This is a genomic window from Spirulina sp. LEGE 11439 (genome assembly GCF_059821285.1).
In genome coordinates this window covers 1-24,188 of the sequence record NZ_JCAMRX010000034.1, presented here as the reverse complement: position 1 = coordinate 24,188, position 24,188 = coordinate 1, and the positions used below count along the sequence as shown (strand labels likewise).

Below are 24,188 nucleotides of genomic sequence, written 5' to 3'. Positions count from 1 at the left end.
AAGCGGTTGCTTCCTTGGGGAGCGATCGCCACAATAAGGGGCTGTGGCTCAGCAGGATAGAGCAAGCGCCTCCTGAACGATCGGGCACCTTGGAGGAAACTTCAAGTGTGAATGTAGTCAAACTCAAGAAAGTCTAAGTTCTTTCGAGAATAGGGTAATCTTGAGCCAAGCCTCAGAAATTATTGATTTTTGAGGAAGGTGCAGAGACTGGTTGTAGAGAGTCAAATCGATGGACTTTAATGTCTCATCCAAAAAAGAGCAACGGGGAATTCTTGCAGGAATGCTATTGGGATGGGGAAGAAAAAATGGTCACAATTTTTTCATTCAACATTCTCTCCCCCAAGAGGAATATCTTTTTTTTAAGAAAACACTCCTCGAAAGCATTACTCGGAAAAAGGTGTCCTGCGATCGCCAAACGTTAAAAACAGGAAAAATCATTATTCGCATCGAACCCAAATTAATTCCTTTAACGAGGATGTTAATTAAGCGGCTATACCGAGAAAACAAGCAAAAAATTTCCCGAAAATTTCTGGATTTTTTGACTCCTCAAGGGCTAGCAATATGGTTCATGGATAAAGGGACAAAATCTTTCAAAAGAAGAAGCGATCGCATTTCTTCTCTAGAAATTTTCCTGAATACTCGCACCTCCCAAACCGAAAGTGAAACAATTGTTAATTATTTTGCTGAAGTGTGGGATATCCATTGGGGATTGAGCAAGGTAAAAGACGTTTATCGCTTGCGCCTGGGAACTAAAGCCGGAAAGCAATTTTGTGCGCTTCTTCAGCCGTATATTTACCCCAGTATGCTCTATAAAATAGAAACCTCCTACAACATAACGGCTACCATCTAAGGGTGTAAAAAGACCTAGGATGAAGGAATAGTCCAGAGAGTGGGGAAACTCACACCAATCTGAAGCGCTAGGTCGCCGGTTCGAATCCGGCCAGTCCCGTTTTTTCAATGAACAATTATCAATGAACAATTATCAATAACTAATCACTAAGAATGGTTTTAAAGTTCGCATCTCGTTCGATCTTTTCTGGGACAACTTCTTATCAACAGCGTAAAAAGCGATCGTTTTTTTGGTTTTGTCCAGTCTTAGTTGTTTGCCTTTTTTTTGCCTATAAAGAATTACAAAGTATATTAGTACAACCCACTGATATTTTTGTTTTGGGAGGATTGGAAAAGCGAGAAGTTGCCGCAGCAAAATTAGCGCAACAGAACCCTGAATTCAAGATTTGGGTGTCTTCGGGAAGCCCAAAAGGGTATGCGTTTCAGGAAATATTTGATAAAGCGGGGATTGCTCGCGATCGCGTCGATCTTGATTATGATGCCCAAGATACTGTCACCAATTTTACCGCCTTAGTCGATCGCTTACAATTGGCAGGTGTTGAAAGCGTTTATTTGATCACTTCAGAAAATCATATGCTGCGCGCTAGGATTGTCGGCGAAATTGTTTTTGGCTCTCGAGGCATTATTCTCAAACCGAGAGTCGTTAAGTCTGGAGGAAAACCAGAACCATTTTATAAAACAGTGCGGGATAGCGGACGAGCATTTTTATGGCTTTTTACAGGAAAAACAGCAGTGAGTTTAAAAGATAAGATTGATTAGAACTTTGGCAAGAATTTTAGCGATCGTGTTTTTAATCTCTAGACATTTCTATTGGTTTTAATGTCCATTCTTGACTTTCCGATAATTCCAAAATCCATTGATGATATTGTTTCAAAGTCGGGCGATGTCCAACACTAATAAAGGTGGTTTGGGAAGCTAATAAACTCTCATACAGTCGTTTTTCATTCTCAATATCTAATGCACTTGTTGCTTCGTCCAGTATCGCATAATGAGGTTTACTCAGGAGAATACGTGCAAAAGCAATCCGTTGTTGTTCTCCTAAAGAAAGGCGTTCTGACCAATTTTCTATAGCTGTAAACCCGCCATATTGTTGGTCTAAACTAGATAAATTGACTTGCTGTAAGATAGCTTGCAATTCTTCATTGCCGATCGCGCGATCGCCGTGAGGATAAAGCAATTGTTCTCGCAATGTTCCTATAATCATGTAGGGTCGTTGGGGTAAAAAGATAGTGTCATCGAGTTGAGGTCGGGTAATGCGTCCGGTTCCGGCATCCCACAGTCCCGCGATCGCTCGCAAAAGAGAGCTTTTCCCACACCCACTCGGCCCGACAACGAGTAATCCTTGTTGCGGTTGCAAAGCTAAGGAAAGATCGCTGAAGAGGATACGCTGATAGTTAGGAGTTTGCAAAGTTAAGCGATCGATGCTCAATCGAGAATTTTCGACTGTATCGATTGTTGTGGCAGTTTCAGGCAGGTTTTCTCGCACGCTTCTCGGTTTTTGTAAATAATCTTCAAAGGTATAAAGGCGATCGATTCCTGCAGCAAATTCTGTTAAATTCTCAAAGTACCTAACAATTTCATTCAAGGAATAAACGATAGTAAAAAAAGCACCACTAGCTTCTGCTAGTTTACCAATATCTAGTTCGCCAGATAAAATGATTGGGCCAATGGCAATAGAAGGGATAACATAAGGAAGAAAGAAATAAGTATTTGACAATAATCTAAAATTTAGATCTCGCCAAAGAATCAATTTATTATAATTTTGGAAAACATCCTCAAAAATAGATTTAGTTTGATTTGATTCTTGCAATTCTCCGTGATAAAAAGCTATAGATTCTGCATTTTCTCTAATCCGAACTAAAGCAAAACGAAAGTTTGCCTCTTTTTTAAGTTGTTCGAAGTTGAGACGAACGAGAATCTTACCAAATAAACCAATTGTTATCAGGTTGCCAATTAGTGAATAGACGATAAGCAACAAAACGAGAATTTTAGAAATTTTCCATAATGCAATACTAAAGAGAATAATCTTCAGTATAGCTTCCAAGAAAATGGTACAAAATCGGAGAGATTCATTGGTAAATGCACGAATATCTTCAGAAATTCGTTGATCTGGATTATCAATCTCATTGTGGTTGAGAAGATCGTAAAAAGAGCGATGATTGAAATATCGTTGGAGATAGTAGTCTGTTAACCATTTTCTCCATAATAATCCTAATTTTTCTCGTAAATAGTAGTATCCTGCAATAAGAGGAACATACACTACTAATATTCCAAAGAAAATTCTAATAGTTTCCCAAAATTTTGTTACATCTTTTTTTGCTAGAAATGTAGTGATATTACCGATTTCTGTATTCAAGCGCACGGCTAATTGAGTATAACTCGCTAATAACAAAAGTACTAATAATAATAAGGCTAAGGCTTTCCATTTTTCCCGTCCCAGCCAATAGGGTTTAGCGATCGCCCAGAATCGTGAGAAAATTTTGAGATTGAATCGTTTCACTTGCCCTTCACTTCGATCGGTATTATCTAGATTACTATAGCGGGAAATGCCGCGATCGCGCGATCGCAATGACAATATTAGGCAATGCGTTAAAATTCAAGGAGGAATATCAGGCGATCGAGAAAGGCTCAAAAATCAAGAGTAGAATGGAGAGGTCATAGGGGAGAGTTTTCCGGAAACCTTAGCATAATATGCGTAACTTGTAAATGAGTTAGCTCATTCTAAAATTTGAGAATAATTGACAGACAATATGATTTCTTCTAAGTTTTTCTTTGCTTGTAATTCTTTATTTAAAGCGAGACTATCTCGTTATATTAGTTGCTGGGTTTTTCTCGGTATTCTTGTCATTGAAATTCTTATTTTGATTCCTTCTTATTATCGAGAAGAACAAGATCTATTAAGACAATTAGAAGATTTGGCAAAAGCAAAAATAAATTCGATTATTATTTTAACTGAACGAAAGATGAGTTCTCATTTATTAGAACAAGAAATTGATTCTCTCGTTGAGGAATCTGAATTAATTTCAGGGTTGGCAATTTACGATCGTGATGGCAGCAATCAACGAGAGTTTGGTGTTTCTCCTCAGTTAAAATATTCCGATCTTCAGCAAAAAATGAGAACTCAATATCGTCGAGAAGGTTCATATTATGATGTTGCTTTATCGGCAGAATATCTAGGAATCGATCGCGTATTTATTATCCGTCATAATGCCAGCGATATACAAGGTAAATTATATCAATATATCTTTCGCATTTCTCTTCTCATTATTATTATTGGTGCATTTGTTACGGTCGTTACCATGCTTGCCGTAGGATATACTGTTATCGTTCCTATTTTACGCCTGCGAGACGATCTTCATCTTGCAGGAGAATCATTAAGTCACGATCGCACTGATTTAGAGTTACAATCTTTCCCTAGCGATCGTCAAGACGAACTCGGGGAAGTTATGCAAGCCTTTCAGGACATGGTTTTTCGAGTAGGGTCTGAAATTAGCGAGCGCAAAAAAGCCAGTGAAATGTTACTACAAGAACAAAAGAAATCGGAAGAATTACTGCTCAATATTCTCCCCAAATCAATCGCAGAATCTTTGAAGGAAGGAAGAAGTAATATTGCCAAAAGATATGATAATGTAACGATTATGTTTGCTGATATTGTTGGTTTTACAAAGCTCTCAGCGAAAATTTCTCCAGAACAATTAGTGAGTTTACTGAATGAGATTTTTTCTATTTTCGATCGCCTTACCGATCGCTACAATCTGGAAAAAATCAAAACTATTGGCGATAATTATATGGTTGTTGGCGGTTTGCCCATCCCTGTCTGCGATAGTGCTGCTCCTGTTGCGAATATGGCACTAGATATGATAGAAGAATTAAAGATAATCGCGCAAAACTATCAGTACGATTTACAAATTCGTATTGGTATGAATACAGGATCTGTCGTTGCAGGAGTTATTGGTACAAAAAAATTTATTTACGATCTTTGGGGAGATGCGGTTAATGTTGCCAGTCGTATGGAATCGCAAGGACTTTCAGGGCAAATTCAAGTGAGTGAAGCAACTTATAATTGTTTGCAAGATCGCTATCTTTTTCAAAAACGCGGTGCGATCGAGATTAAAGGGAAGGGAACAATGCTCGCTTATTTATTAATTGACAAAAAAGAAGAACTTTAAGGATTTACAATCAAAATATGAGCGATCTGGAAATTAAAATGGTTACGTACTCAGCAGAAATAAAAAATTTGCAATCAATTCGCAAGCAAGTTTTTCAAGACGAACAAAATGTTCCTTTTGAACTGGAATTTGATGGCAATGATGAAACTGCCGAACACTTTTTAGCGTATTGGCAAGGAAAGGCTGTGGGAACTGCAAGACTAAGATTTTTAGACACTCAGACTGCTAAAATAGAGCGATTGGCTGTGTTAAAAGAAGCAAGAGGTAAAAACATTGGGATGCAATTGATGCAAGTGGTATTGAAGCGTGCAAGGCAAAAGCAGGCACAGGAAGCGATCGCTAATGCACAAACCTACATTCAAGGACTATATCAAAAATTGGGTTTTGAACCGATGGGGAAACAATTTGCAGAAGCGGGCATTCCTCATATTAAAATGGTTAAGAAGTTTTAGGGAGACTTGACAGAAAACGATTTTTATGTTTAAAAAGAAAGATTCTTTGACTCATCCTCAAGCCATTCAAATTGTCGGTATCATTTGGTTTGTTGCTGTCATTTGCGATCGCCTTTGGATCGCTCTCGATCGCACCGTCCCTGCATGGGATCAAAGCAATCATTTAACAGGATCTCTGAATTATCTCCACGCTTTACAAAATATTCGTTTCTTTGATGGAGAATGGTGGAATTATTTCTGGACGCTAACGAACAAATATCCTCCTCTAACCTATCTTTTAACGGCTCCTTTTCAACAAATTTTTGGACAAGGAGCAGACCAAGCCTTACTTGTTAATTTACTTTATAATGGGATTCTTCTCCTTTCGGTTTATTACCTTGGCAAACATTTATTTAATCCTTTAACCGGGGTTTATGCTGCCGCTTTCTGTATTGTTATGCCAGAACTTTATCGCTGGCGATTACAATATCTTCTTGACATCCCTGTTACAGCTTTTACTGTAGCCTGTTTTTGTTGTTTAACGCTTTGGACTCAACAAAAATTTCGCAAACAAAGTTGGTTGTGGAGTATTATTTTGGGGATTTGTTTGGGTTTGGGATTAATGACCAAACAAAATATTCTCTTCTTTCTCTTTTTTCCGATTTTATATTTAGCAATCCGCTATCTCTGGCAACGGAAATGGGAAAGGATTGCTCAATTAATTTCTAGTTTTCTTGTTTCTACATTACTTTGGGGAACGTGGTATCGAGCTAATTTTATTTATTTATTTAGCACTTCTCAAAACGCTAATGCTATTCCTGCATCTAGTGAAGGCGATCCGACTCTTAATACTCTCGATGCGTGGTTATTTTATTGGGATTTGATGCCGCGATCGCTCTCTTGGGTACTGATCCTTATTCCTCTCGTTGGCTTACTCTTACACCTTTTCAGAAAATTCTCAAAACGATCTCCTCTGAGAGATTACCAATTACCCATTGCTTCTATTTTATGGTTGGGTCTTTATTTCTTTGGTTCTTATTTAATCTGTTCGGCAATTTATAATAAAGACCCACGTTTTATTATGCCTTATTTACCGGTAGTTGCTGTTTTCTTAGCGTATTGTTTAACCTTATGGCAAGGAAAATGGCAGTTTATGCGCTGGGTAACCATTGGATTAGCATTTTGCTTGATGTTGGTAAAAATATTTCCCATTCCGGGATTGACTCCTGTTGCAGATTTATTAAGCCCCAGCCCTCCTTTTAAAACTTATTTAGGAGGACGTTATCCCCATCAAGAAATCATTGCTGAAATTACCCAAATTGAACCCTATCTTACGGCAACAGTAGGAACGATTCCCAGTACCGAAAGTATTAACCATAATAATATTAATTATCTCGGTGCTTTAGCTGATTTTAAAGTGTACGGACGAGAAACCGGATCGAGTGAAGAACACTTACAACAAGATGCGCGATCGCTGCATTGGTTCGTCACACAGACAGGAGATAATGGCTTAACGAAAGATACTCAATTGGCTTTAGCTGAAAGTTTACCAGATCGTCCCGATTTTAACTTACACAAAGAATGGGAGCTTCCTAATGGCGAAACCCTATCCCTTTATCATCGCAAACAACCTCCCGTTATCGTTGAAGCGATCGCATCTCCAAGAGAAAAAGTGCAACTCGATCGCATTCTCGTCCCGGCTAAAACGCCTCCCGGTATGCCTGTTCCCATCACCTATGAATGGTCGGGATCTTGGCAAGAACTCCAACAAGGTTTGGTCTTATTAAAATGGCGATCGGTGACGGGAAATAATGATTCTTTTTGGTTGCACGATCGCGGTATTGGCATGGGAAAATTACACCGTCAGCCTTCTGAAAAACAGTCAGATTCTTTTCGCATTATCGAACAAACAGCAATGCTTCCTCCCGAGTCTGTCATTCCTCAAGACTATACTCTCGATGCGATTTATTTAAACCGAGAAACAGGAGAAACCTATCCTATTTCTGTCCCTCCCGTAACTCTCGCGATCGATCCCAATGCCACCCCATCTCCTGCTCCCGAGTTGGATTTTGTCACTCAGTTGCGAACTTTAGCCCTAGAATTACCCAAAGGAATTGAAGGATTAGATCCTATTTTTGAACAAATCGGTCGTTTCAATCAATACGCTCCTCAACAAGATTATTTAGTGCAGGCTGAGAAAACATTAGAATACCGTTTAAATGAAGAAATAAACACTTGTGAATCTATTTCTAATTGTCCTTTTCCTACGCAACTCAATTTAACCTATGGATTAGCTTTAGCGCGAGCATTACAAGAAGATGCTCCCGGAACCTTAGAAGCAATGAAGATGGCTGCCGATCTTGACGAAAATAACCCTTTTGCCCATGCTTATGTTGCCTTCATTTATCTCTATCAATGGCATCCGAAAGCGGCGGAAATAGCTTTAAAACCGGCCCTCAAACTCCAACCCGATCTCCCTGAATTTCAGGTTTTATACGGCATTTCTGCCCTGTTACAAGGCAGGGCGATCGAGGCGTGGAAGGTTCTCAAACCTTTAGTTTGAAATCTTTCTAATTTTAAATTCAAAAAATAGTTAATCTTTTTGTCGCGTGCGATACCACCGCTTGCGAGTAAAGAACAGCACGAGGATCAAAATTGCAAATAGGTTACCAATTCCTCGGTATTCTGGTATTCGCGCACCGGATCCTAGGACAAGATTTATCTTTTGAGAGACTTTTGCAGAGTTGCGTTTGCGGTGGGGATTGACTGGCATTTCGTCGCTAACAGCAACAAAAGCTGTATATTTCGACAGCAGACGATAATTTAGCGCCGTCTCCGTAATGGCTTTGACTATCTTGGGGGTTTCTTGTCCGTACATTTGATTCATTAAGTCTTCGATCCGCGATCTCCCCCATAATTGCGCGATCGCGCCATTACCACTCACTTGCTCGAAGTTGACATCCAATAGCTTTTTGTAGCGTTTTCCTCCCGCAAGCGTTCCGGAAATTTCAAGTTTGCCACTGCGGCGATCGCCTTTGCGTCCGTACAATATCAGAGGTTGACTGGCAAATAAATCTGGTGTTTTCTGTGGATAGATTTCCAGTGCGTCCCCATTGCCGATCCATTTCACTTCAATATTGGTCACCACTGGATTATTGATCTCTCGGAAGAATTTTTCTGCCACCTCAACGGCATCTTCCCGAGGGGATAAAACCGTAACAGTTCCCCGTCCTACATCTGCAAGGCGATCGAGCAAAAAGCGATTGCTGGAAGAACCCACTCCAAAACTATATAAGCGGTTGCCCGGTTTCAAGCGATCGCGCACCTGTCCGATGACATATTCATCATTACCAATTAAACCATCGGTCAGTAAAACGATACTCCGCAATCGTCCCTCAGCCGCCGCCGGAAAATTTAGCACGGTATTGAGGCCATTCATGAACTCCGTACCGCCGTTGGCATCCAGTTGACTGATATAGCTTAAGGCTCGGGAACGATTATCTCGGGTATTCGCCAAGGGTTTGTTCGATAGTTTGTTGGCAGTATTAGAAAAGTCGATAATCGTGAAGGTATCGTCTGCATTGAGACCGCTAATAAACTGGCGCATCAGTTCTTGGGATTGCGCGATCGGCTCTCCCGATTGCGATCCGGAGGTATCGATTAAAAAGACGACATCTTTAGGGACGATCTCGTTGGGATTGTATTCCACGGCGGGAATTAAATAAGTGGCAAAATGACCGCCCTGTTGATTCGATTGAGTGAGTACCGTTGCTTGGGTTTCTGTCCCCATGACCTGATAGCGCAGAATGAGGTCTTGGTTGGGAATGATATCGCGATCGCCCAGTTGCACGCGGGCGCGATCGCCAGTATTTTGAATCGCAACATGATGAGAAGGCGATCGCACTTGGGAAATTTCCACCCCCGCATCAATATCTATCGTTACATTAATATCGCGACCGGAGCGAGTCTCTGGAAATAAAGGCGGAGAAGAAGCCCAAGCCTCACCAGGTTTACTTTTGCGACCTGTTGGCGTACCGGGAATATAGCGCGGTGCCACCACCAAAGGAAAGATAAATTCATAGTCTCCTCCGATGAATTCGAGGCTATTGGTATAGCGAATGACGACATCGATTTTTTCACCGGGTTGGATATTGGCCAAAGATTGAGTAAAGATATTAGGGCGTTCTTGTTCCAATAATCCAGCCGTTTTACCGGCTTGTTTGGCTTCCTCGTAAATTTTTTTGGCTTCCTCGCGCTTTTTGATGAGGCCGCGAATGACGCGATCGCCGATGTGGATTTCCATATCGTCTACGGCGGCATCATCGGGAAGGGGAAACTGATAAATTGCTTCTAAGGGGTTCTCATAAGGATTGGTAAAAGTTTGCTTTACTTCCACTCGGGACAGATTTCCCGCAATTTTTGCCGTTACTTCAGTATGTTCTAGAGGAAAACTCTGCACTTCTCCATTGTCTGAGTGACTGTATAAGCCACCAAGATCGGGAGTAGGTTGCTTTTGAGGCGTTACATGGCTAGTATCTAACTGCACTGGGGCGGGAGAAACTTGCTGAACCGAAGGAGTGGAAACTTGTCGTATCAAGGGCGAGACTAAAGCCTTGACTCCTACCAAAGCAAACACCATCATCGCACCCGCCGCGAACCAAGTTTTCCGCGACTGCCAAATCTTGACAGGTTTTGCTTGTACCTCTTTGAGGACTTCTGCTGCCGATTGATAGCGTTTATTCGTTGCCCCTTCTAGCATTTTATCGAGAATTTGCCCCAGTTTTTTGCTAACGGGTTTGCTCGAATAATGCCGCCATTGCCAAGCGTTTTCGCCACTATCGAATAAGTCGAAAGGTTGCACTTGAGTGAGTAGATGAATGCAAGTTACGCCCAAACTGTAGAGATCGCTGGCAAAAACGGCTTTCCCTTTCACCTGTTCCGGGGCGGTATAAGCCGCAGAACCGATGACCGTACCCGTTTTTCCCAAGGCTGTTTCCGTTATTAATTTTGCCGCGCCAAAATCCACGAGAATCAAGGCACGATCGCTTTGGCGGCGAATAATATTTTCGGGTTTGACATCTCGATGAATCACTTGATAGGTGTGGATAAATTGCAGCACGGGCAACAGATCGAGCAGTAGCTGCCGAACCTTGTTTTCGTCCCATCGTCCTCCTTTCGATAACTCTTGGTCTAAATTGACTCCTCCGATAAACTCCTGTACTAAATACTGACCGTCTGCTTCTGTAAAATAATCGAGGAGTGCGGGAATGTGAGGATGAAATCCGAGCATCTCTAAACGCTGAGCTTCTTGTGTGAATAACTCTGCTGCTTTTTCTGTATTATTGCTGCCCGATTGCAGCCAAAATTGTTTGATGGCACAGTAAGGCTGCGATCGCTTCGACTCATCAACACCCTTAAAGGTTCTGCCAAAACCTCCTTGTCCGATGAGTTGAATGGCACGGTAGCGGTTTTTCAGCAGTAAATTAGAGCCGCAACTTTTGCAAGTCTCAGCCTCGCGAGAATTTTCTGGCTGCTGACAATTTCGATTAACGCAATAACAAACGCGATCGCTCTTAGTTGCGATCTTTTCTGGCATAGATGGACTCATCGCAATCATTCCTCAATCAAGTTTCGACTCCTGCGATCGCTCGCATTGAAGCTGTTGTTACTCTCTCAGTGCAATTGAGGAAATTTTTGGCAATTGAGGAAAATCTTTTTATAAAACTTTACGATGCGTCTGATTAGGACGTAACTGCTAACTTTTCCAAGTCAAGATTATTGGCACAGGGTCGATCGCTTTCAAAATCGCTAAGATTGGCGAGGGTTGTTTTGGCAATTTCCGTCATGGCTTCTCGGGTGAAAAAGGCTTGATGTCCGGTGATTAAAACATTCGGAAAAGTAAGCAAGCGTCCGAAGTCATCATCTTGAATGACAACATCGGATAAGTCTTCAAAAAATAGTTTGTCTTCTTCCTCGTAAACATCAATCCCTAAATAGCCAATTTGCCCGGATTTTAAGCCGCGAATGACAGCTTGAGTATCGATTAAACCGCCGCGACTGGTATTAATTAACATCACTCCTTTTTTCATGCAGGCGATCGCGCGATCGCTAATAATGTGATAAGTCGAGGGTAAAAGGGGACAGTGCAGGGTAATAATATCGGCTTTGGCGATCGCTTCTTCAAGGGGGAGATATTCCATCCCCAAAGCGAGACAATCGGGATTTTCATAAACATCGTATCCCACCAAATGACAGTCAAATGCCTTGAGGCGTTTGGCTGTTAAAGCGCCGATTTTTCCCGTCCCGATGACCGCAGCCACGCGATCGCGCATATCGAACCCCAACATCCCCGAGAGGGCAAAATTTCCTTCTCTGACGCGATTGTAGGCGCGGTAAATGCGACGATTCAACGCTAACATCAAACTGATAGTATGTTCCGCAACAGCATAAGGAGAATAAGCGGGAACTCGCGTGATGGTGAAACCTAAGTTTTTCGCGATCGCCAGATCGACATTGTTATAACCCGCACAGCGCAAGGCAATTAAGCGCGTATTGCCTCCAGAGAGAGTCAGGAGGGTGGCTGCGTCTAGATTATCGTTGACAAAGACGCAAATTGCCGGAAACTCTCGGGCGAGAGGGGCAGTTTCTCGATTGAGGGCGGCTTCTAAAAAAGTGAGTTCGTGTTGTCCGTCACAGTTAGCAGCTTCAAAGAACTCGCGATCGTAGGGTTTGGTGCTGAAAATGGCAACGCGCATACTTTCAATGCTCAAAGGAGAAAGATCGATCCTTGCTCAGGATAGCGTATCTCGGCGATCGCATCGCACCAATTATCGAGAGGAAAATCGCATCAAGTCTCGCGATCGCATCCTCCCAAAACTTGCCAATACTTCATTGCTTGCTGACTCGTCCAATGCAACCATTCAGGATCGCCCAAGGTCAGGATCTCCTCGGGTTTAATTGGACTTAGCCCCAAAGCTGCGATCGCTTCTTTTGCCACCGCCCGAGCCAATAAGGGCGGCACGGAATTCCCCACCTGTCGAAACCCGTGCCATTTGGTGGCATGGAGGCGAAACCAGTCGGGAAAAGAGTGCAACCGCGCCGCTTCCCGCACGGAAATCACCCGATGATGTTTGGGGTGGATGGGACGGGCGGAGGTATGCGCCCCTCGTTCCGCATTCGTTCCCGCCCGTAAGGTGCAGCAGTATTCTTGCCAACACAACCGTTTAAAGCGACTGATTTTCTCCATTTTTCCGGGGATTGTCTTTTTGAAACGGGCGATGGAGGTTTCTCGGTGGCGAGTGCGACGAAATCCGGTTAAAACATGGCGTTCCCACGCGCGGGGATAGGCACGATCGCCCTCATCTTCCATCTGTCCCCGCAACCGTCTGACATATTCGCTAGCACTCTTTTCTAACTTTCTTAACCGATAAGGCGTTAAGGGCAACGTATCACTCGCGAAGAGTTTGGGAAAATCATCTAAATTGGGTAAATCCGCGATCGCATCCCACACCGTCGGCGGATCGCTTAAGGGAGTGGGATAGGGAAAATTGCGTTGTTCTTGCTTGCGCCCGAGCAAAAATAAGCGCTTGCGAATTTGCGGCACCCCAAAATCAAGAGAATTGAGCATTTGTACCGGTTCGGTAATGCGATACCCTGCCTGTTTGAATTCTTGTTTAACGCGTCGTAATAACCATTTATATTTTCCCAGTCGTAAACCGGGAACGTTTTCCATGACAAAATAGCGCGGTTGTAGTTCGATAACCAAGCGGCAAAATTGCAGAACTAAATTATTGCGATCGTCCTTGGGATCTTGTTTTCCCATCGGTGAAAACCCCTGACAGGGAGGGCCGCCAATCACCAGATCGATCGCGTTCATTTCCGGCTTGATTTCCTGAGCCGCTTGTAAAATTTGCGCCCCGGTTAACTCTGCCACATCTGCACATAAAACCCGCGCGTGAGGGAAATTAAATTCGTGAACTAAGGCGTGAACGGGATCTTTTTCCACTGCCACTACGACATCAAAACCCGCCTGTTCCGCCCCGAGGGAAAATCCTCCAGCCCCAGCGAATAAGTCGATCGCGATTGGTCTTGACAAATTCTCATTCATGTGTATGCGATCGCTTTCTCCTCGGCAATAAAATTCATCGGTTCGCAAAATTACCCAATTGCGATTTTATTCAGATCAAATGTATCGATCGAGCCATTGTCACTAGGCATAACAATTCGCGATCGCATATGACAAAAATAATGATCGGAATATGTAGAATGTTTTCCAGATATTCATCTTTTCTCCTTTCTCCTTCTTAAGATACACTGACCGATGAGAGCCATCGTCAACAAGCAAGCGTGAAATTTTTATTTATTATTGACCCCATTTCCCTCCTCAACCCCGGTCACGATAGTAGCGTGGCAATGATGGAAAGCGCCCAACAATTAGGACATGAAGTTTGGATAACAGAAGTCGATCGCCTCAGCGTTATTTCCGGGCAAGCGTGGGGCTTTCTTCAACCCGTTAGTGTAACACCTGTGGAACAAAAAGGCGATCGCTGGGTTGCACGAGAGCAATGGTATCGACTCGGGGAAGGGAGTTTACAGCCCTTAGAAGCAATGAATGCGGTCATAATGCGGAAAGACCCTCCCGTCACCATTCCCTATCTCTACGTCACGCAAATTCTCGATCTTGTCAATCCAGCAAAAACCTTGGTTGTGAATCGTCCCAGAGGATTACAAGCAGCCAATGAGAAGTTATACGCCCTCAATTTTCCGACCGTCATTCCGGAAACTATTGTCACTCAAGATAAACAAGTGATTTTAGAGTTTGTGAACAAACAAAGAGCCGGAGTTTTAAAACCGTTGGACGGGAAAGGTGGAGAGGGAATTTTATTTCTGCAAGATGGCGATCGCAATCTCAATTCTCTCATTGAAATTAGCACCCATTGGGGCAAAGAACCCGTAATGATTCAGGAATATTTACCTGCCGCTTCTGAGGGGGATAAACGGATTATTGTATTAGTGGGAGATCCTATCGGAGCCGTTAATCGCATTCCCGTGGGCAAAGAGTTTCGAGGCAATATGGCTGTAGGGGGACGCGTGGCCAAAACAGAAATTACCCAGCGCGATCGCGAGATTTGCAGCGCCGTTGCTCCTAAATTAAAAGAGGATGGTTTGTATTTTGTTGGCTTAGATATTATTGGTGGCTATTTAACCGAAGTGAATGTCACCAGTCCCACCGGCATCCGAGAAATCGATCTCCTTGACAATGTTTCTTTAGGAAAAAAGGTCATTGAATGGATTGTATCAGTCGTTTCAGCGAACAGCGAACAGTAAACAGTAAACAGCGAACAGTCACCTGTTAAAGATTACCAATGAATGAAAATCCAGTGAATGATAAATCATGGGCAATGTTATGTCATTTATCTTCTTTGTCTTGGTTTTTATTTGCACTTCTCGGTATCCCGATTCCTTTTGTAGAAATCATTATTCCTTTAATTATTTGGTCGGTCAAAAGAGAAGAATCTGAATTCATTGATTTTCATGGTAAAGAATCCTTGAATTTCCATATTTCTTGGACGCTTTATCGATTATTTTTGTTTTTAATTGGAATTTCCATATTTTTTGCGATCGCGAATACTTTTTTAACCTCAGTCGATAATCCCAATTCAACAGAGATTGCAACAGTAATTATGATAGCACTCATCTATTTTACTATTTTCATTACTTTATCTCTGATTGGAACTATTTTTGTAATTATTGCCTCAGTCAAAGCCAGTAAAGGAAATTATTATCGTTACCCTTTAACTATTCGTTTTTTACGTTAAGTGGATTTGGTATAGGATTTTTTAGTTATCTTTGCCCAATGCACCGGGAGATCCTGAAAGCGTTTTTTGCGGAGAACAAGTCAAGATTGCAATGGCTAGAGTTAGAATGTAGGGAGCAGCATTAAACAAGTAGTAAAATGAATCAATCCCAACGGATTGTAACGCAGGACCGAGAGCTTGTGCGCCTCCAAATAAGAGAGACGCATAGAGACATCGCAAGGGCTGCCAACGGGCAAAAATGACTAAAGCGACCGCCATTAAACCTTGACCGCTTGAAATACGTTCCGTCCAAACTCCGGGATAATAAAGAGAGAGAGAAGCGCCGCCAATTCCTGCCAAAAAACTTCCGGTTATAATGCTCGATATCCTGATCTTAAAAACAGAAATCCCCATTGCTTTTGCTGCTTGCGGACTATTGCCAACTGCGCGAATTAATAAGCCCCAATGAGTAGATTGAAACAACCATTGTATCAAGAAGGCCAATAGAATTCCTATGATCAACAAAGGACTTATTTTCAATGCGGCTTGTACTTGATTTAAAGAACTCCAGTTTCCTAGATCGAGCGTGATTAATTGAGGGGCGATAGGTTGAATAAAAGGTTTCCCAAAAAAGAAAGCTAACCCGCTTCCAAATACAATCGCGGCAATTCCGACAGCAATATCATTCACTCTCGGTTGTTGGCATAACCAGCCATGAATTGCCCCCAAAATTGCCCCCGATAATCCGGCCACTAAAATCCCGCACCAAGGAGCAAAAAAGTTACCTAATGTGTCTTGAGTCAAATAAGAAACGGCATAAGCACTCATGGCTCCCATCAATACTGTCCCTTCTAAACCTAAATTAATTTTGCCGCTTTTTTCCGTCAGACATTCGCCCAAACTAACGAAGAGAAACGGCGGACTTCCCCGCAAAGTTCCGGCGACAATTGCAAGGGGAACTCCCCACCATCCTAATTCTGCCATTATTATTTGTTGGTCATCTCAGTGAACAGTTATCAGTTCCGATCGCTTTTCCATTGTAGGCAAGAACGTCTCGCGATCGCAGAATTTAGGGCGCATTGAAAAAAGCGATCGCATTGCTCATTGCTGATTGAGAAGATATTTTTCTTGTATCATTGATAATGTTGCTTTGGCTTCCTCAGAGTTTTCAGCAAGATTAGCAAATTCAAGAAAACGCAGCAGTTCTTTACGTAATAAATTGCGTTCGACTTCCCACGTTTCGCGATCGAGTTCGGGAGGGATCGCGATCGCATCGAATAAAGTCGCGGTGGTTTTCCCGGGATGAGGGCGCAAAATTCGTCCCCGACGTTGAATAAATTGACGAGGATTGCTCGTACTGGCCAGAATGACCGCATTTTGAATCGCAGGAATATCGACTCCTTCATCCAGACAGCGAATGGAAACTAATCCTTGCAGATCTCCCCGTTCAAATTGTTCTCGCAATTTTTCCCGTTCGGCTAAGGGCGTATCGGCTGTATAAATATTGACGCGATAGCCTAATTCCGTCCCTAAAATACGCGTAACGGCGGTTAATTGACGTTCGGAAGTGCCAGCATGTTCTACCATGCCATCACCGCAATAAAAGAGTGTGTGAGTGGTGTCAAGGCGAGTTTTCATTAACTCTCGTAACAGTTCGAGCTTATTTGCCGCAGAACCGATGAGACGCGATCGCTTCATCAACAAAGAAGTGAGCGTTTCATTGCCCTGTAAGTTATCATTTTCCGACAACGCCCAGCCGATTTGCTGAGTTAATTTGGCATAGATGACTGCTTCTAAAGGAGTGAGTTCTACGAGTAAAGGGTAATAGAAATAGCGAACGAGAGCGCCTCGTGCGATCGCGTCTTTGAGGGTAAATTCCGGCTGGAGAACCGTGCCAAAATACTCCCAGAGGGCACCGGTACCCTCCTCATCAAAATAGCGCTCTGGGGTGGCAGAAAGGGCAAGGCGCAAACCAATATGGTCTGGCAAACACTCTTCTAAGCGCTGCGACCCTAAATGATGCGCCTCGTCGCCGATAATGAGGGTTTTCGGAGGAAAAAATTTAAGCTGAGATTGGAATCCTTCGGTGATAAACGTAGAATTGGTAACAATGACCGTGAGAAAAGCGCGATCGCCAGTACGAAGATTGTAAATTTGATTCGAGAGTTCGTTTTGCCACTTACGAACGCTCTCAAAGGCGAGGAGGGGTTGGAGGTTGAACCGTTCGCATTCCCTTCCCCATTGAGCGACGAGATGCCGGAAAGGACAGACAACTAAAAGCACTTGTAAGCCAATCTGACGATAAAGCTGCGTAGCGATCGCGAGAGCCGCGATCGTTTTACCGCTTCCCGTCGCCATTTTGAGAATGCCTCGTCCTCGATTGCGAAACCAATTTTCTACCGCTTGATGTTGATAATCTCGCAATTGCAGAGAAGCAGGGAATTCGGGAACGTAGTGAGGAAGAGCATCATACTTTCCTCTCGCTTCAGCAACGCGACGAGAGCGAGAAATCGCAGCATATGCAGCCGCCAACCGCTCCCAGTCGATCGCGCCGATCTCATCCCATTTATTGTTCATTGCTCATTGAGAGGAGAGTTCCCCACTAAACTGATTATAGGAACGTCGCTTAAGTTCAACAGATTCCCTGCGAGGTTCGAGATTAAAGATTTCTCGTAAAACATCATCCACCTCCTCGTATTTAACGGCTCCTTTGCCATTAAAACGCACTCGATCTTCACCATCAAAAACCAAAATTTGTGGGAGAACTCCTTCGTAATAGTAACCGGGTTCGTCCGATTGATAAGAATCTTTAACGGGAAGAGAATCAACATTGATGGGAACAAAAACAGCGACTCGTCCGTAAAAGTCTTGTAGGTGCGAAACCGTGCTGGCAAAGCGCTTACAATCGCGACTATCATCAATGTAGAAATCCAGAATTACGGGTTGAGGGGAAGTGAGGGCTTCCTTAAACGTCGATCGCGTTGGTACGAGAGAACCATCCCCCGCATAAAGAACGAAGATATTGCCATCATAGCGATCGTTATCAATGCCAGCCCGAGCGGGAGATAGCGCCAAAAAGAAACAAGTTAAAGCGATCGCCAGACCTAACACACAGCGATATAGCCAAATTTTCCCTCGCGTTGTCCCGAATTCGTACAGATGAGAACGTATCATAAATTTCAATATCAGTTGCTAACAGGTCAATAGGAGGCAGTGAGGTTTCCCGATCTGCCTCAACCTCCGCTCTCAATTATCAATGACAGAAGGGAAAACAGGAAATGAAGATGAGGGAAGTTTTGCCTTTGATTCCCTGTTACTCTTTTCTCGCACCTTCCAATCCCTGCTAATATTCAGCAAGGGCAAACAATCCATCCAATGTACAAGGCTACAGACTACAGCACGAGGAGTAGATATGGCTGAACTCAACAAAAAAGAAATGCGCGATCGCCTTGGCAACGTCGAGCAAATTCGCGAAATCCTTTTTGGAACGCAATTGCGGGGATACGAGCAGCAATTTGACAAAATGGAGGCTGATTTTGTTGCCTTGCAGCGAGAAGTGCGCGATCGCCTCGATCAGATGCAATCTTCTCTATCCTCAGACATGAAAGCACTGGCAGATTCTCTGGAGAAAAAACTGAAATATCTCAGTTTGACCACCCACGAGGAAACCACCAAGTTATGGCAGAAAATCGACCAAACCAGCCAAAAACAATCCACCACCCTCGAGGCGCTCAATAAAAATTTCAGTACGAAAACTTCTGCACTCAAGGAAGAATTAACGCAAACCCGCGAACATTTTCAGTCTGACAGTCAAACCTTAAAGACGAAAATTTTTGCAGAACTGGAAAAATGTTTTTCCAATCTCAAAGACACCAAAGTCTCGCGCACGGATTTGGCGGAAGTCTTATTTGAGTTGTGTATCAAAGTGAAGGGAACGGATTTTGTGCCCGATCTCAAAGAAGCAATGGAAAGCCGCTTGCAAGCTGAATTTTTGCTCCCTGACGAAGATTCTGAAGAAAAAGACAGTCCTCAGCGATCGGGCATAATGGAATGAGTCGATTCTCGTCATGCGCGGGGAAACCCCAAACAATGAAACTTTTGCGTTTGCGAAAGATGGGCTTAACTGTATCGGAGAGCGCAGTCTCAGTCGTATCGCGATCGCCATCTTGTCAAGATAGGGTGCAAACTAGAAATGTAGCAATCCGAGTATCGGCTTGACGCTCGGCTTCGGCTCAATCGATCGACCGCTATGTCAGAAACCCCATCGCCTCATAACCCGGAAAGCGAGGCGAAAGCCAAGACCGAATCATCCCAGTCAAGCCCTCAAGACAGCGAACAACTTGAGGGCTTATTCAATCTGATGGGCGATTTGCAAATCGCTCTCTCTCATTCTGCCAATTCTTCTCAACCAGAGAAGGCACCGACTTCTCGCCCGCGTAAAGTACCGCCGCCGCCGCCTTCTTTGATGAAAAACAAAGGGAAGGCTTCGACTTCCTTCGGCGATCGCACTCCCCTATCTCCCGAAGCTCGCACTTCGACTTCCCTCGGTAACCGTCAAGAGAAACTCGAATTCAGCCAGAGGGACGAATTAGAGGAGTTTTTGTCGTCTGGGGAGAATGAGGAAGGAGCGACGCTACCTCCTCTACCGACGGCTTTATCTGAATTAGAGATTGCGCCGCCACCGCTCTCTCCTCCCGCAACTGAGAGAACATTAGAAGCGATCGCTATTCCTGTCGAAACCGAGAAGATCGAGAAAGTTATCAAGACCCGGGCCGAAGCGATCGAAAACAATCTTGCTAATGAATTACCTGTTCCGAAAAAATCGAGTTCCTTATCCGCATGGTTGTACGGGGAATCTGGAGAAGATACGGAAGAGACCGTAGAACGCTTGCGGCTGCTGCTTTTGGATTTACTGATCGATGAGGAAGAATCGACACCAGACGATCGCGACAAAGAAAATCGGTCTCTCAATGAAGCCACCCAAAGACAAATCGCCAGACTCGATCGCAAGCTACACGATCCGGAAATATTGAGTAAGTTGATTTTTCCGATTTTTGGGACTCTTTTGCAAAACAAGATCGATCGCACTCCCGATGATGTCGTTAAGGCGTTTACCCCTCTCATTAATCTCATTATTGAGGAGCGCGGACGCGAAGATAAAGCTGCTATGAGCAAAGCCTTGGCCAGTATCATTCCCGGGGCGCTCTCGAAACAAATCGGCGATGCTCCCGACGAGGTGATTCAAGCGATCGCGCCAGCTATGGGACGCTCCATTAAAGAGCAAATTCGCCTCGATAAAGATGCGATGGTGGATGCCCTTTATCCCGTTATCGGTAATAGCGTCTCTAAATACATGGGAGAAGCGATCGAGGGTATTAATAAACGCATCGAGAGCGCCTTTAGCATACAGGGAATCTATCGCAAATTGCGATCGCGAATGCAAGGGGTTTCAGAAGCAGAATTAATTCTCACTCAATCCATTCCTTTTGAGGTGCAAGCGGCGTTTTTAATTCACAAAGAGTCCGGGTTGGTGATTGCAGAGGCACAAAAGTCCGGTTCTCAAGCCCTTGAATCCGATATGATGGCGGGAATGCTAACGGCAATTCGCAGCTTTGCCAGCGAGTGCGTGCCGCAAGAGGGTAAAACCTCGGAATTAACCGAGGTGGATTACGAAAGTTTCCAGATTGTCATGGAAGTGGCAGGATATTGCTATATTGCCACCGTAGCCCAAGGAGAAGCGCCTTCAGGCTTCTACACCAAGTTGAGAAATACCCTCAGCGCGATCATTCTCAATTATAGCTATGGGGAATTGCTCGAGAAATATAACGGCGATCCGAGTACAATTCCCCCTGCGGTCAATGAGTTGCTCGAGTCTCTCATTTACGATCCCATTGAGGTCGAACCCCCACCCAAACCGAAACCTTTTGGGTTTTTAGCGATCGCACTCCTTTTGTTCTGTTTTATCGGCATTCCTTGGGGAATCTCAGCACATCGCCAACGGGTCGCTCGGGGGTTAGAGCGCCAAGTGATGGGAGCTTTGCACGCCAATGAGGAGTTGGCCTTTTATCGCGTCGATGCGGAAGCACGGAAACGAACTTTAACGTTAAACGGACAGGTTCCGAGCGATCGCTTGCGCCAACAGGCGGAAAATATCGCCGCTTCCTTGGCTCTGGATTGGAACTTAAATAACGAAATCGTTACGGTAGGGTTGTTAACCGATCCCGATCGCCTGCGCTTGGAACTCGAGCGACAAAGTTTAGTCTTTAATCAATTACCCGGGGTAAAAATTACAGCACGCTATGATAAGGCAAAAGGCATCGTTATTGTGGAAGGGGGAATCGGAGAAAACCAACACGGGGAAAAAATTGTCGAAACTTTTGAGAAAATTCCGGGGGTGAATTCTGTTTTACTGACTTTGAACGAGCGGCCTGTCCCCAGTCAAGAGCGAATTTGCTTCGATCGCGGCCAACTCGAAATTGCTCGTCAGGATATTAACGATAAACTATTACCTCTTGCGGAGTATATCAAAGTCAATCCCGAAATTAAACTTCGCATCATCGGTCATACTGATAGCGGTGGTGAAGATGAATTGACGGAAGATCTCGCCCCCCGGCGAGCCGTTGTGGTCAGACGAGTATTGCGAGATGCTGGAATCGCAAGCGAGCGACTGGAAACGACAACAGGGGTGAAACAATTTCCACCGGGGGTCACAGCAAAAGATCCCCTCTGGGTCAGTCGGTGCGTCAGATTTGAAGAGGTTAAAACAGCCAAGACCAATTAAATTCAGTTTACTTGATAAACGCAATGACCGTAATTTCTAAAAAAATGTGTATGCTGGGGGATTTTGGAGTCGGTAAAACGAGTCTGATTCGCCGTTTTGTGGAGCGTCAATTTAGCGATCGCTATCTTTCCACGGTGGGGGTGAAAATTTCTCGTAAAACCGTTTCCTTGCAGGACGTACAAGGGGAAAAGGAGCAAGAATTAAAGTTATTAATTTGGGATATTGAGGGACATACAAAATTTAAGGGAATTTCACCCACTTATTTACAAGGCTCGAGCGGAGTCTTAGTCGTTGCGGATCTGACCCGTCTAGACACGATCGATCATTTGCGCGATCGCATTCAAGAATACCGAGATATTAATCCCCAAGGACAAATTGCGATCGCTCTCAATAAGAGCGATTTGTTGGAGGAGGAGGAGGTCTTGGAAATCAAAAGTAAATTCAATTTTCCCGAGGCAATCTTAGGAATCTATAACACTTCTGCCAAAACTGGAGAAAATGTCGATACAATTTTTGAAGAATTGGCATATAAACTATGGTTAACCAATGGTTGAATGAGGAAACAATTTATGAGCCAAGCGGTTTTATCAGAAATTTTTGTTCCCAGCTATCTCAAGTATTTTCTTCTCGATGAAGAATTTAAGATTTTAGATTGTTCGGAAAATCTAGAAAAGTTCTCTGACATTCCTCAAGAATTTGGGTTGGGAAAAGATGCTCGCATTGCTTTTCCCGAGCTAGTCGGCTTGGAAAAAATTTTGGCAGAAATTCTCCAAGGAGATAGAAATCAGTTTCAATGTCAGGGAATTGCACGAGTTCTCGATGGTGATACTCGGATTTATTTTGACTTAATTTTTGAAAAGATCGAGGATTATGCGATCGTTTTAATTAAAGATGTTACTGAGATGATGAATCTCAATCAACGATTGTTCCAGCAAGTGAATGAAAATGGGTTAGTTATTGCGGAGTTAACGGCAACTAAAGATTATACGAAGAAAATTATTTCCTCAATGGGGAATGTTCTTTTTGTCACAACGCGATCGGGAAATATCAAAACTGTTAATCAAGCCGTACAGCAATTATTTCAATATAGCGAATCAGAGTTAATTGGCTTATCTATTTCAGAAATTATTAAAGATCGAGAGGAATTATTAGCACGCGATCGCCAAAGACTGTTAGCTGGAGAAGCTGTAGAAGATATTCAAGTGAAATGTACGAGTAAGCAAGGTCATCATGTTATTGTTGAATTTTCTTGTAGTGTCATCCAAACTGAAAAGAAAATTCCGGCTTTTATTTATATTGGACGAGATATTACCGAACGCAAGCGAGCAGAAGCAGAGATCGAAAAAGCTCTCGCACAAGAAAAGGAATTAAACGATCTCAAATCTCGCTTTATTTCTATGACTTCTCACGAATTTCGGAATCCCTTATCAAGTATTTTAATGTCACTGGAATTGTTGGAAAATTATAGCGATCGCTGGCCGGAAGAAAAAAAGAGCAAACATTTGAAGCGCATCAAACAATGTACTGATAATATGACTCGACTATTAGAAGATATTTTAACAATTGGTCGCGCCGATGCGGGAAAGTTAGAAGTTAAACCAGTAAAATTAAATTTAGCAGAATTTTGCCGAGAATTAGTGGAGGAATTCCAACTCACAGCCGGAGAAAAGTATCAAATTCAATTACAATGTTCTCCCGATCTCAATTCAATTCGCATGGATGAAAAACTGCTCCGTCATATTTTCACCAATTTGTTATCTAATGCTGTAAAATATTCCCCTGATGGTGGTACAATTGATTTTACAGCGATGCGAATCTCTCAAAAAAAGCAGGATAGAGAAATAGAGAAAGTTAAGTTTACAGTCAGCGATCGCGGCTTAGGAATTCCGCCAGAAGATCGCTCGCGTTTATTTGAACATTTTCATCGTGCCAACAATGTCAAAGATATTTCAGGAACAGGTTTGGGATTATCAATTGTTAAAAAAGCAGTCGATTTATATGATGGAGTTATAAGTTTTACCAGTGAAGTTGGAGCAGGAACAACCTTTCATGTTATTTTACCTATAATTGATAACTGATAACTGATAACTGATAACTGATAACTAGTAACTGATAACTGATAACTGATAACTGATAACTGATAACTGATAACTGATAACTG

General features: G+C 43.2%; 19 protein-coding genes. 12 read left to right on the top strand and 7 right to left on the bottom strand.

All coding sequences use genetic code 11. From position 1 onward, the window contains the following. Positions 1-229: 229 nt before the first annotated feature. Both AC6RV6_RS20015 and AC6RV6_RS20010 read left to right on the top strand, forming a co-directional pair. Positions 230-850 carry a DNA endonuclease gene (locus AC6RV6_RS20015; protein ID WP_500242646.1) on the top strand — a complete coding sequence of 207 codons (621 nt, stop codon included), beginning with the start codon at positions 230-232 and terminating at the stop codon, positions 848-850. 152 nt (positions 851-1,002) lie between these two features. Then, complete coding sequence (locus AC6RV6_RS20010; protein WP_500242645.1) at positions 1,003-1,608, top strand: YdcF family protein; 606 nt, start codon at positions 1,003-1,005, stop codon at positions 1,606-1,608. A gap of 31 nt (positions 1,609-1,639) precedes the next feature. On the opposite strand, the gene AC6RV6_RS20005 is transcribed toward AC6RV6_RS20010, so the two are convergent. After that, positions 1,640-3,424, bottom strand: a complete 1,785-nt coding sequence (locus AC6RV6_RS20005) for an ABC transporter ATP-binding protein/permease (protein WP_500242644.1) — start codon at positions 3,422-3,424, stop codon at positions 1,640-1,642. A 175-nt stretch (positions 3,425-3,599) separates the two neighbouring features. Here AC6RV6_RS20005 and AC6RV6_RS20000 point away from each other — a divergent pair, with 175 nt between their 5' ends. From AC6RV6_RS20000 to AC6RV6_RS19990, 3 genes are read left to right on the top strand one after another with little or no spacing between them, the layout of a single operon-like run. Next, entirely contained in the window at positions 3,600-5,018 is a 1,419-nt protein-coding gene (locus AC6RV6_RS20000) for an adenylate/guanylate cyclase domain-containing protein (RefSeq protein WP_500242643.1), read from the top strand. Positions 5,019-5,056: 38 nt separating this feature from the next. Then, positions 5,057-5,470 (top strand): GNAT family N-acetyltransferase, encoded by a 414-nt coding sequence (locus AC6RV6_RS19995; protein WP_500242642.1) that lies wholly within the window; start codon positions 5,057-5,059, stop codon positions 5,468-5,470. A 25-nt stretch (positions 5,471-5,495) separates the two neighbouring features. Next, positions 5,496-8,012 carry a phospholipid carrier-dependent glycosyltransferase gene (locus tag AC6RV6_RS19990; protein ID WP_500242641.1) on the top strand — a complete coding sequence of 839 codons (2,517 nt, stop codon included), beginning with the start codon at positions 5,496-5,498 and terminating at the stop codon, positions 8,010-8,012. Between the two features lie 30 nt (positions 8,013-8,042). On the opposite strand, the gene AC6RV6_RS19985 is transcribed toward AC6RV6_RS19990, so the two are convergent. After that, positions 8,043-11,057 carry a protein kinase domain-containing protein gene (locus tag AC6RV6_RS19985; protein ID WP_500242640.1) on the bottom strand — a complete coding sequence of 1,005 codons (3,015 nt, stop codon included), beginning with the start codon at positions 11,055-11,057 and terminating at the stop codon, positions 8,043-8,045. Here AC6RV6_RS19985 and AC6RV6_RS19980 point away from each other — a divergent pair. Further along, a complete protein-coding gene (locus AC6RV6_RS19980) occupies positions 11,048-11,194 on the top strand; it encodes a hypothetical protein (RefSeq protein WP_500242639.1) in 147 nt (48 codons plus the stop codon). The genes AC6RV6_RS19985 and AC6RV6_RS19980 overlap by 10 nt on opposite strands. Here AC6RV6_RS19980 and AC6RV6_RS19975 read toward each other — a convergent pair. Continuing rightward, a complete protein-coding gene (locus AC6RV6_RS19975) occupies positions 11,191-12,204 on the bottom strand; it encodes a 2-hydroxyacid dehydrogenase (RefSeq protein WP_500242638.1) in 1,014 nt (337 codons plus the stop codon). The genes AC6RV6_RS19980 and AC6RV6_RS19975 overlap by 4 nt on opposite strands. A gap of 92 nt (positions 12,205-12,296) precedes the next feature. Next, a complete protein-coding gene (locus AC6RV6_RS19970) occupies positions 12,297-13,604 on the bottom strand; it encodes a DNA cytosine methyltransferase (RefSeq protein WP_500242637.1) in 1,308 nt (435 codons plus the stop codon). Positions 13,605-13,795: 191 nt separating this feature from the next. Between AC6RV6_RS19970 and gshB the strand changes: the two genes are divergently transcribed. Continuing rightward, on the top strand, positions 13,796-14,776 hold the full coding sequence (gene gshB, locus AC6RV6_RS19965; RefSeq protein ID WP_500242636.1) for a glutathione synthase: 981 nt from the start codon (positions 13,796-13,798) through the stop codon (positions 14,774-14,776). A 38-nt stretch (positions 14,777-14,814) separates the two neighbouring features. Then, positions 14,815-15,267 carry a DUF4870 domain-containing protein gene (locus AC6RV6_RS19960; RefSeq protein ID WP_500242635.1) on the top strand — a complete coding sequence of 151 codons (453 nt, stop codon included), beginning with the start codon at positions 14,815-14,817 and terminating at the stop codon, positions 15,265-15,267. A gap of 21 nt (positions 15,268-15,288) precedes the next feature. Here the strand turns inward: AC6RV6_RS19960 and AC6RV6_RS19955 are convergent, their stop codons facing one another. The 3 genes from AC6RV6_RS19955 to AC6RV6_RS19945 form a co-directional block, all read right to left on the bottom strand. After that, a complete protein-coding gene (locus AC6RV6_RS19955; protein ID WP_500242634.1) occupies positions 15,289-16,230 on the bottom strand; it encodes an ABC transporter permease in 942 nt (313 codons plus the stop codon). Between the two features lie 117 nt (positions 16,231-16,347). Continuing rightward, a complete protein-coding gene (locus AC6RV6_RS19950) occupies positions 16,348-17,823 on the bottom strand; it encodes a DNA phosphorothioation system restriction enzyme (protein WP_500242633.1) in 1,476 nt (491 codons plus the stop codon). A 3-nt stretch (positions 17,824-17,826) separates the two neighbouring features. Further along, a complete protein-coding gene (locus tag AC6RV6_RS19945; RefSeq protein ID WP_500242632.1) occupies positions 17,827-18,420 on the bottom strand; it encodes a thylakoid membrane photosystem I accumulation factor in 594 nt (197 codons plus the stop codon). Between the two features lie 82 nt (positions 18,421-18,502). Here AC6RV6_RS19945 and AC6RV6_RS19940 point away from each other — a divergent pair, with 82 nt between their 5' ends. The 4 genes from AC6RV6_RS19940 to AC6RV6_RS19925 all read left to right on the top strand — a co-directional run bounded on the left by AC6RV6_RS19940 (position 18,503) and on the right by AC6RV6_RS19925 (position 24,105). After that, a complete protein-coding gene (locus AC6RV6_RS19940; RefSeq protein ID WP_500242631.1) occupies positions 18,503-19,300 on the top strand; it encodes a hypothetical protein in 798 nt (265 codons plus the stop codon). 195 nt (positions 19,301-19,495) lie between these two features. Continuing rightward, complete coding sequence (locus tag AC6RV6_RS19935; protein ID WP_500242630.1) at positions 19,496-22,027, top strand: OmpA family protein; 2,532 nt, start codon at positions 19,496-19,498, stop codon at positions 22,025-22,027. A 23-nt stretch (positions 22,028-22,050) separates the two neighbouring features. Then, a complete protein-coding gene (locus AC6RV6_RS19930; RefSeq protein ID WP_500242629.1) occupies positions 22,051-22,581 on the top strand; it encodes a Rab family GTPase in 531 nt (176 codons plus the stop codon). A gap of 15 nt (positions 22,582-22,596) precedes the next feature. Next, positions 22,597-24,105, top strand: coding sequence for a PAS domain-containing sensor histidine kinase (locus AC6RV6_RS19925; RefSeq protein WP_500242628.1), 1,509 nt, complete (start codon positions 22,597-22,599; stop codon positions 24,103-24,105). Positions 24,106-24,188 lie beyond the last annotated feature (83 nt).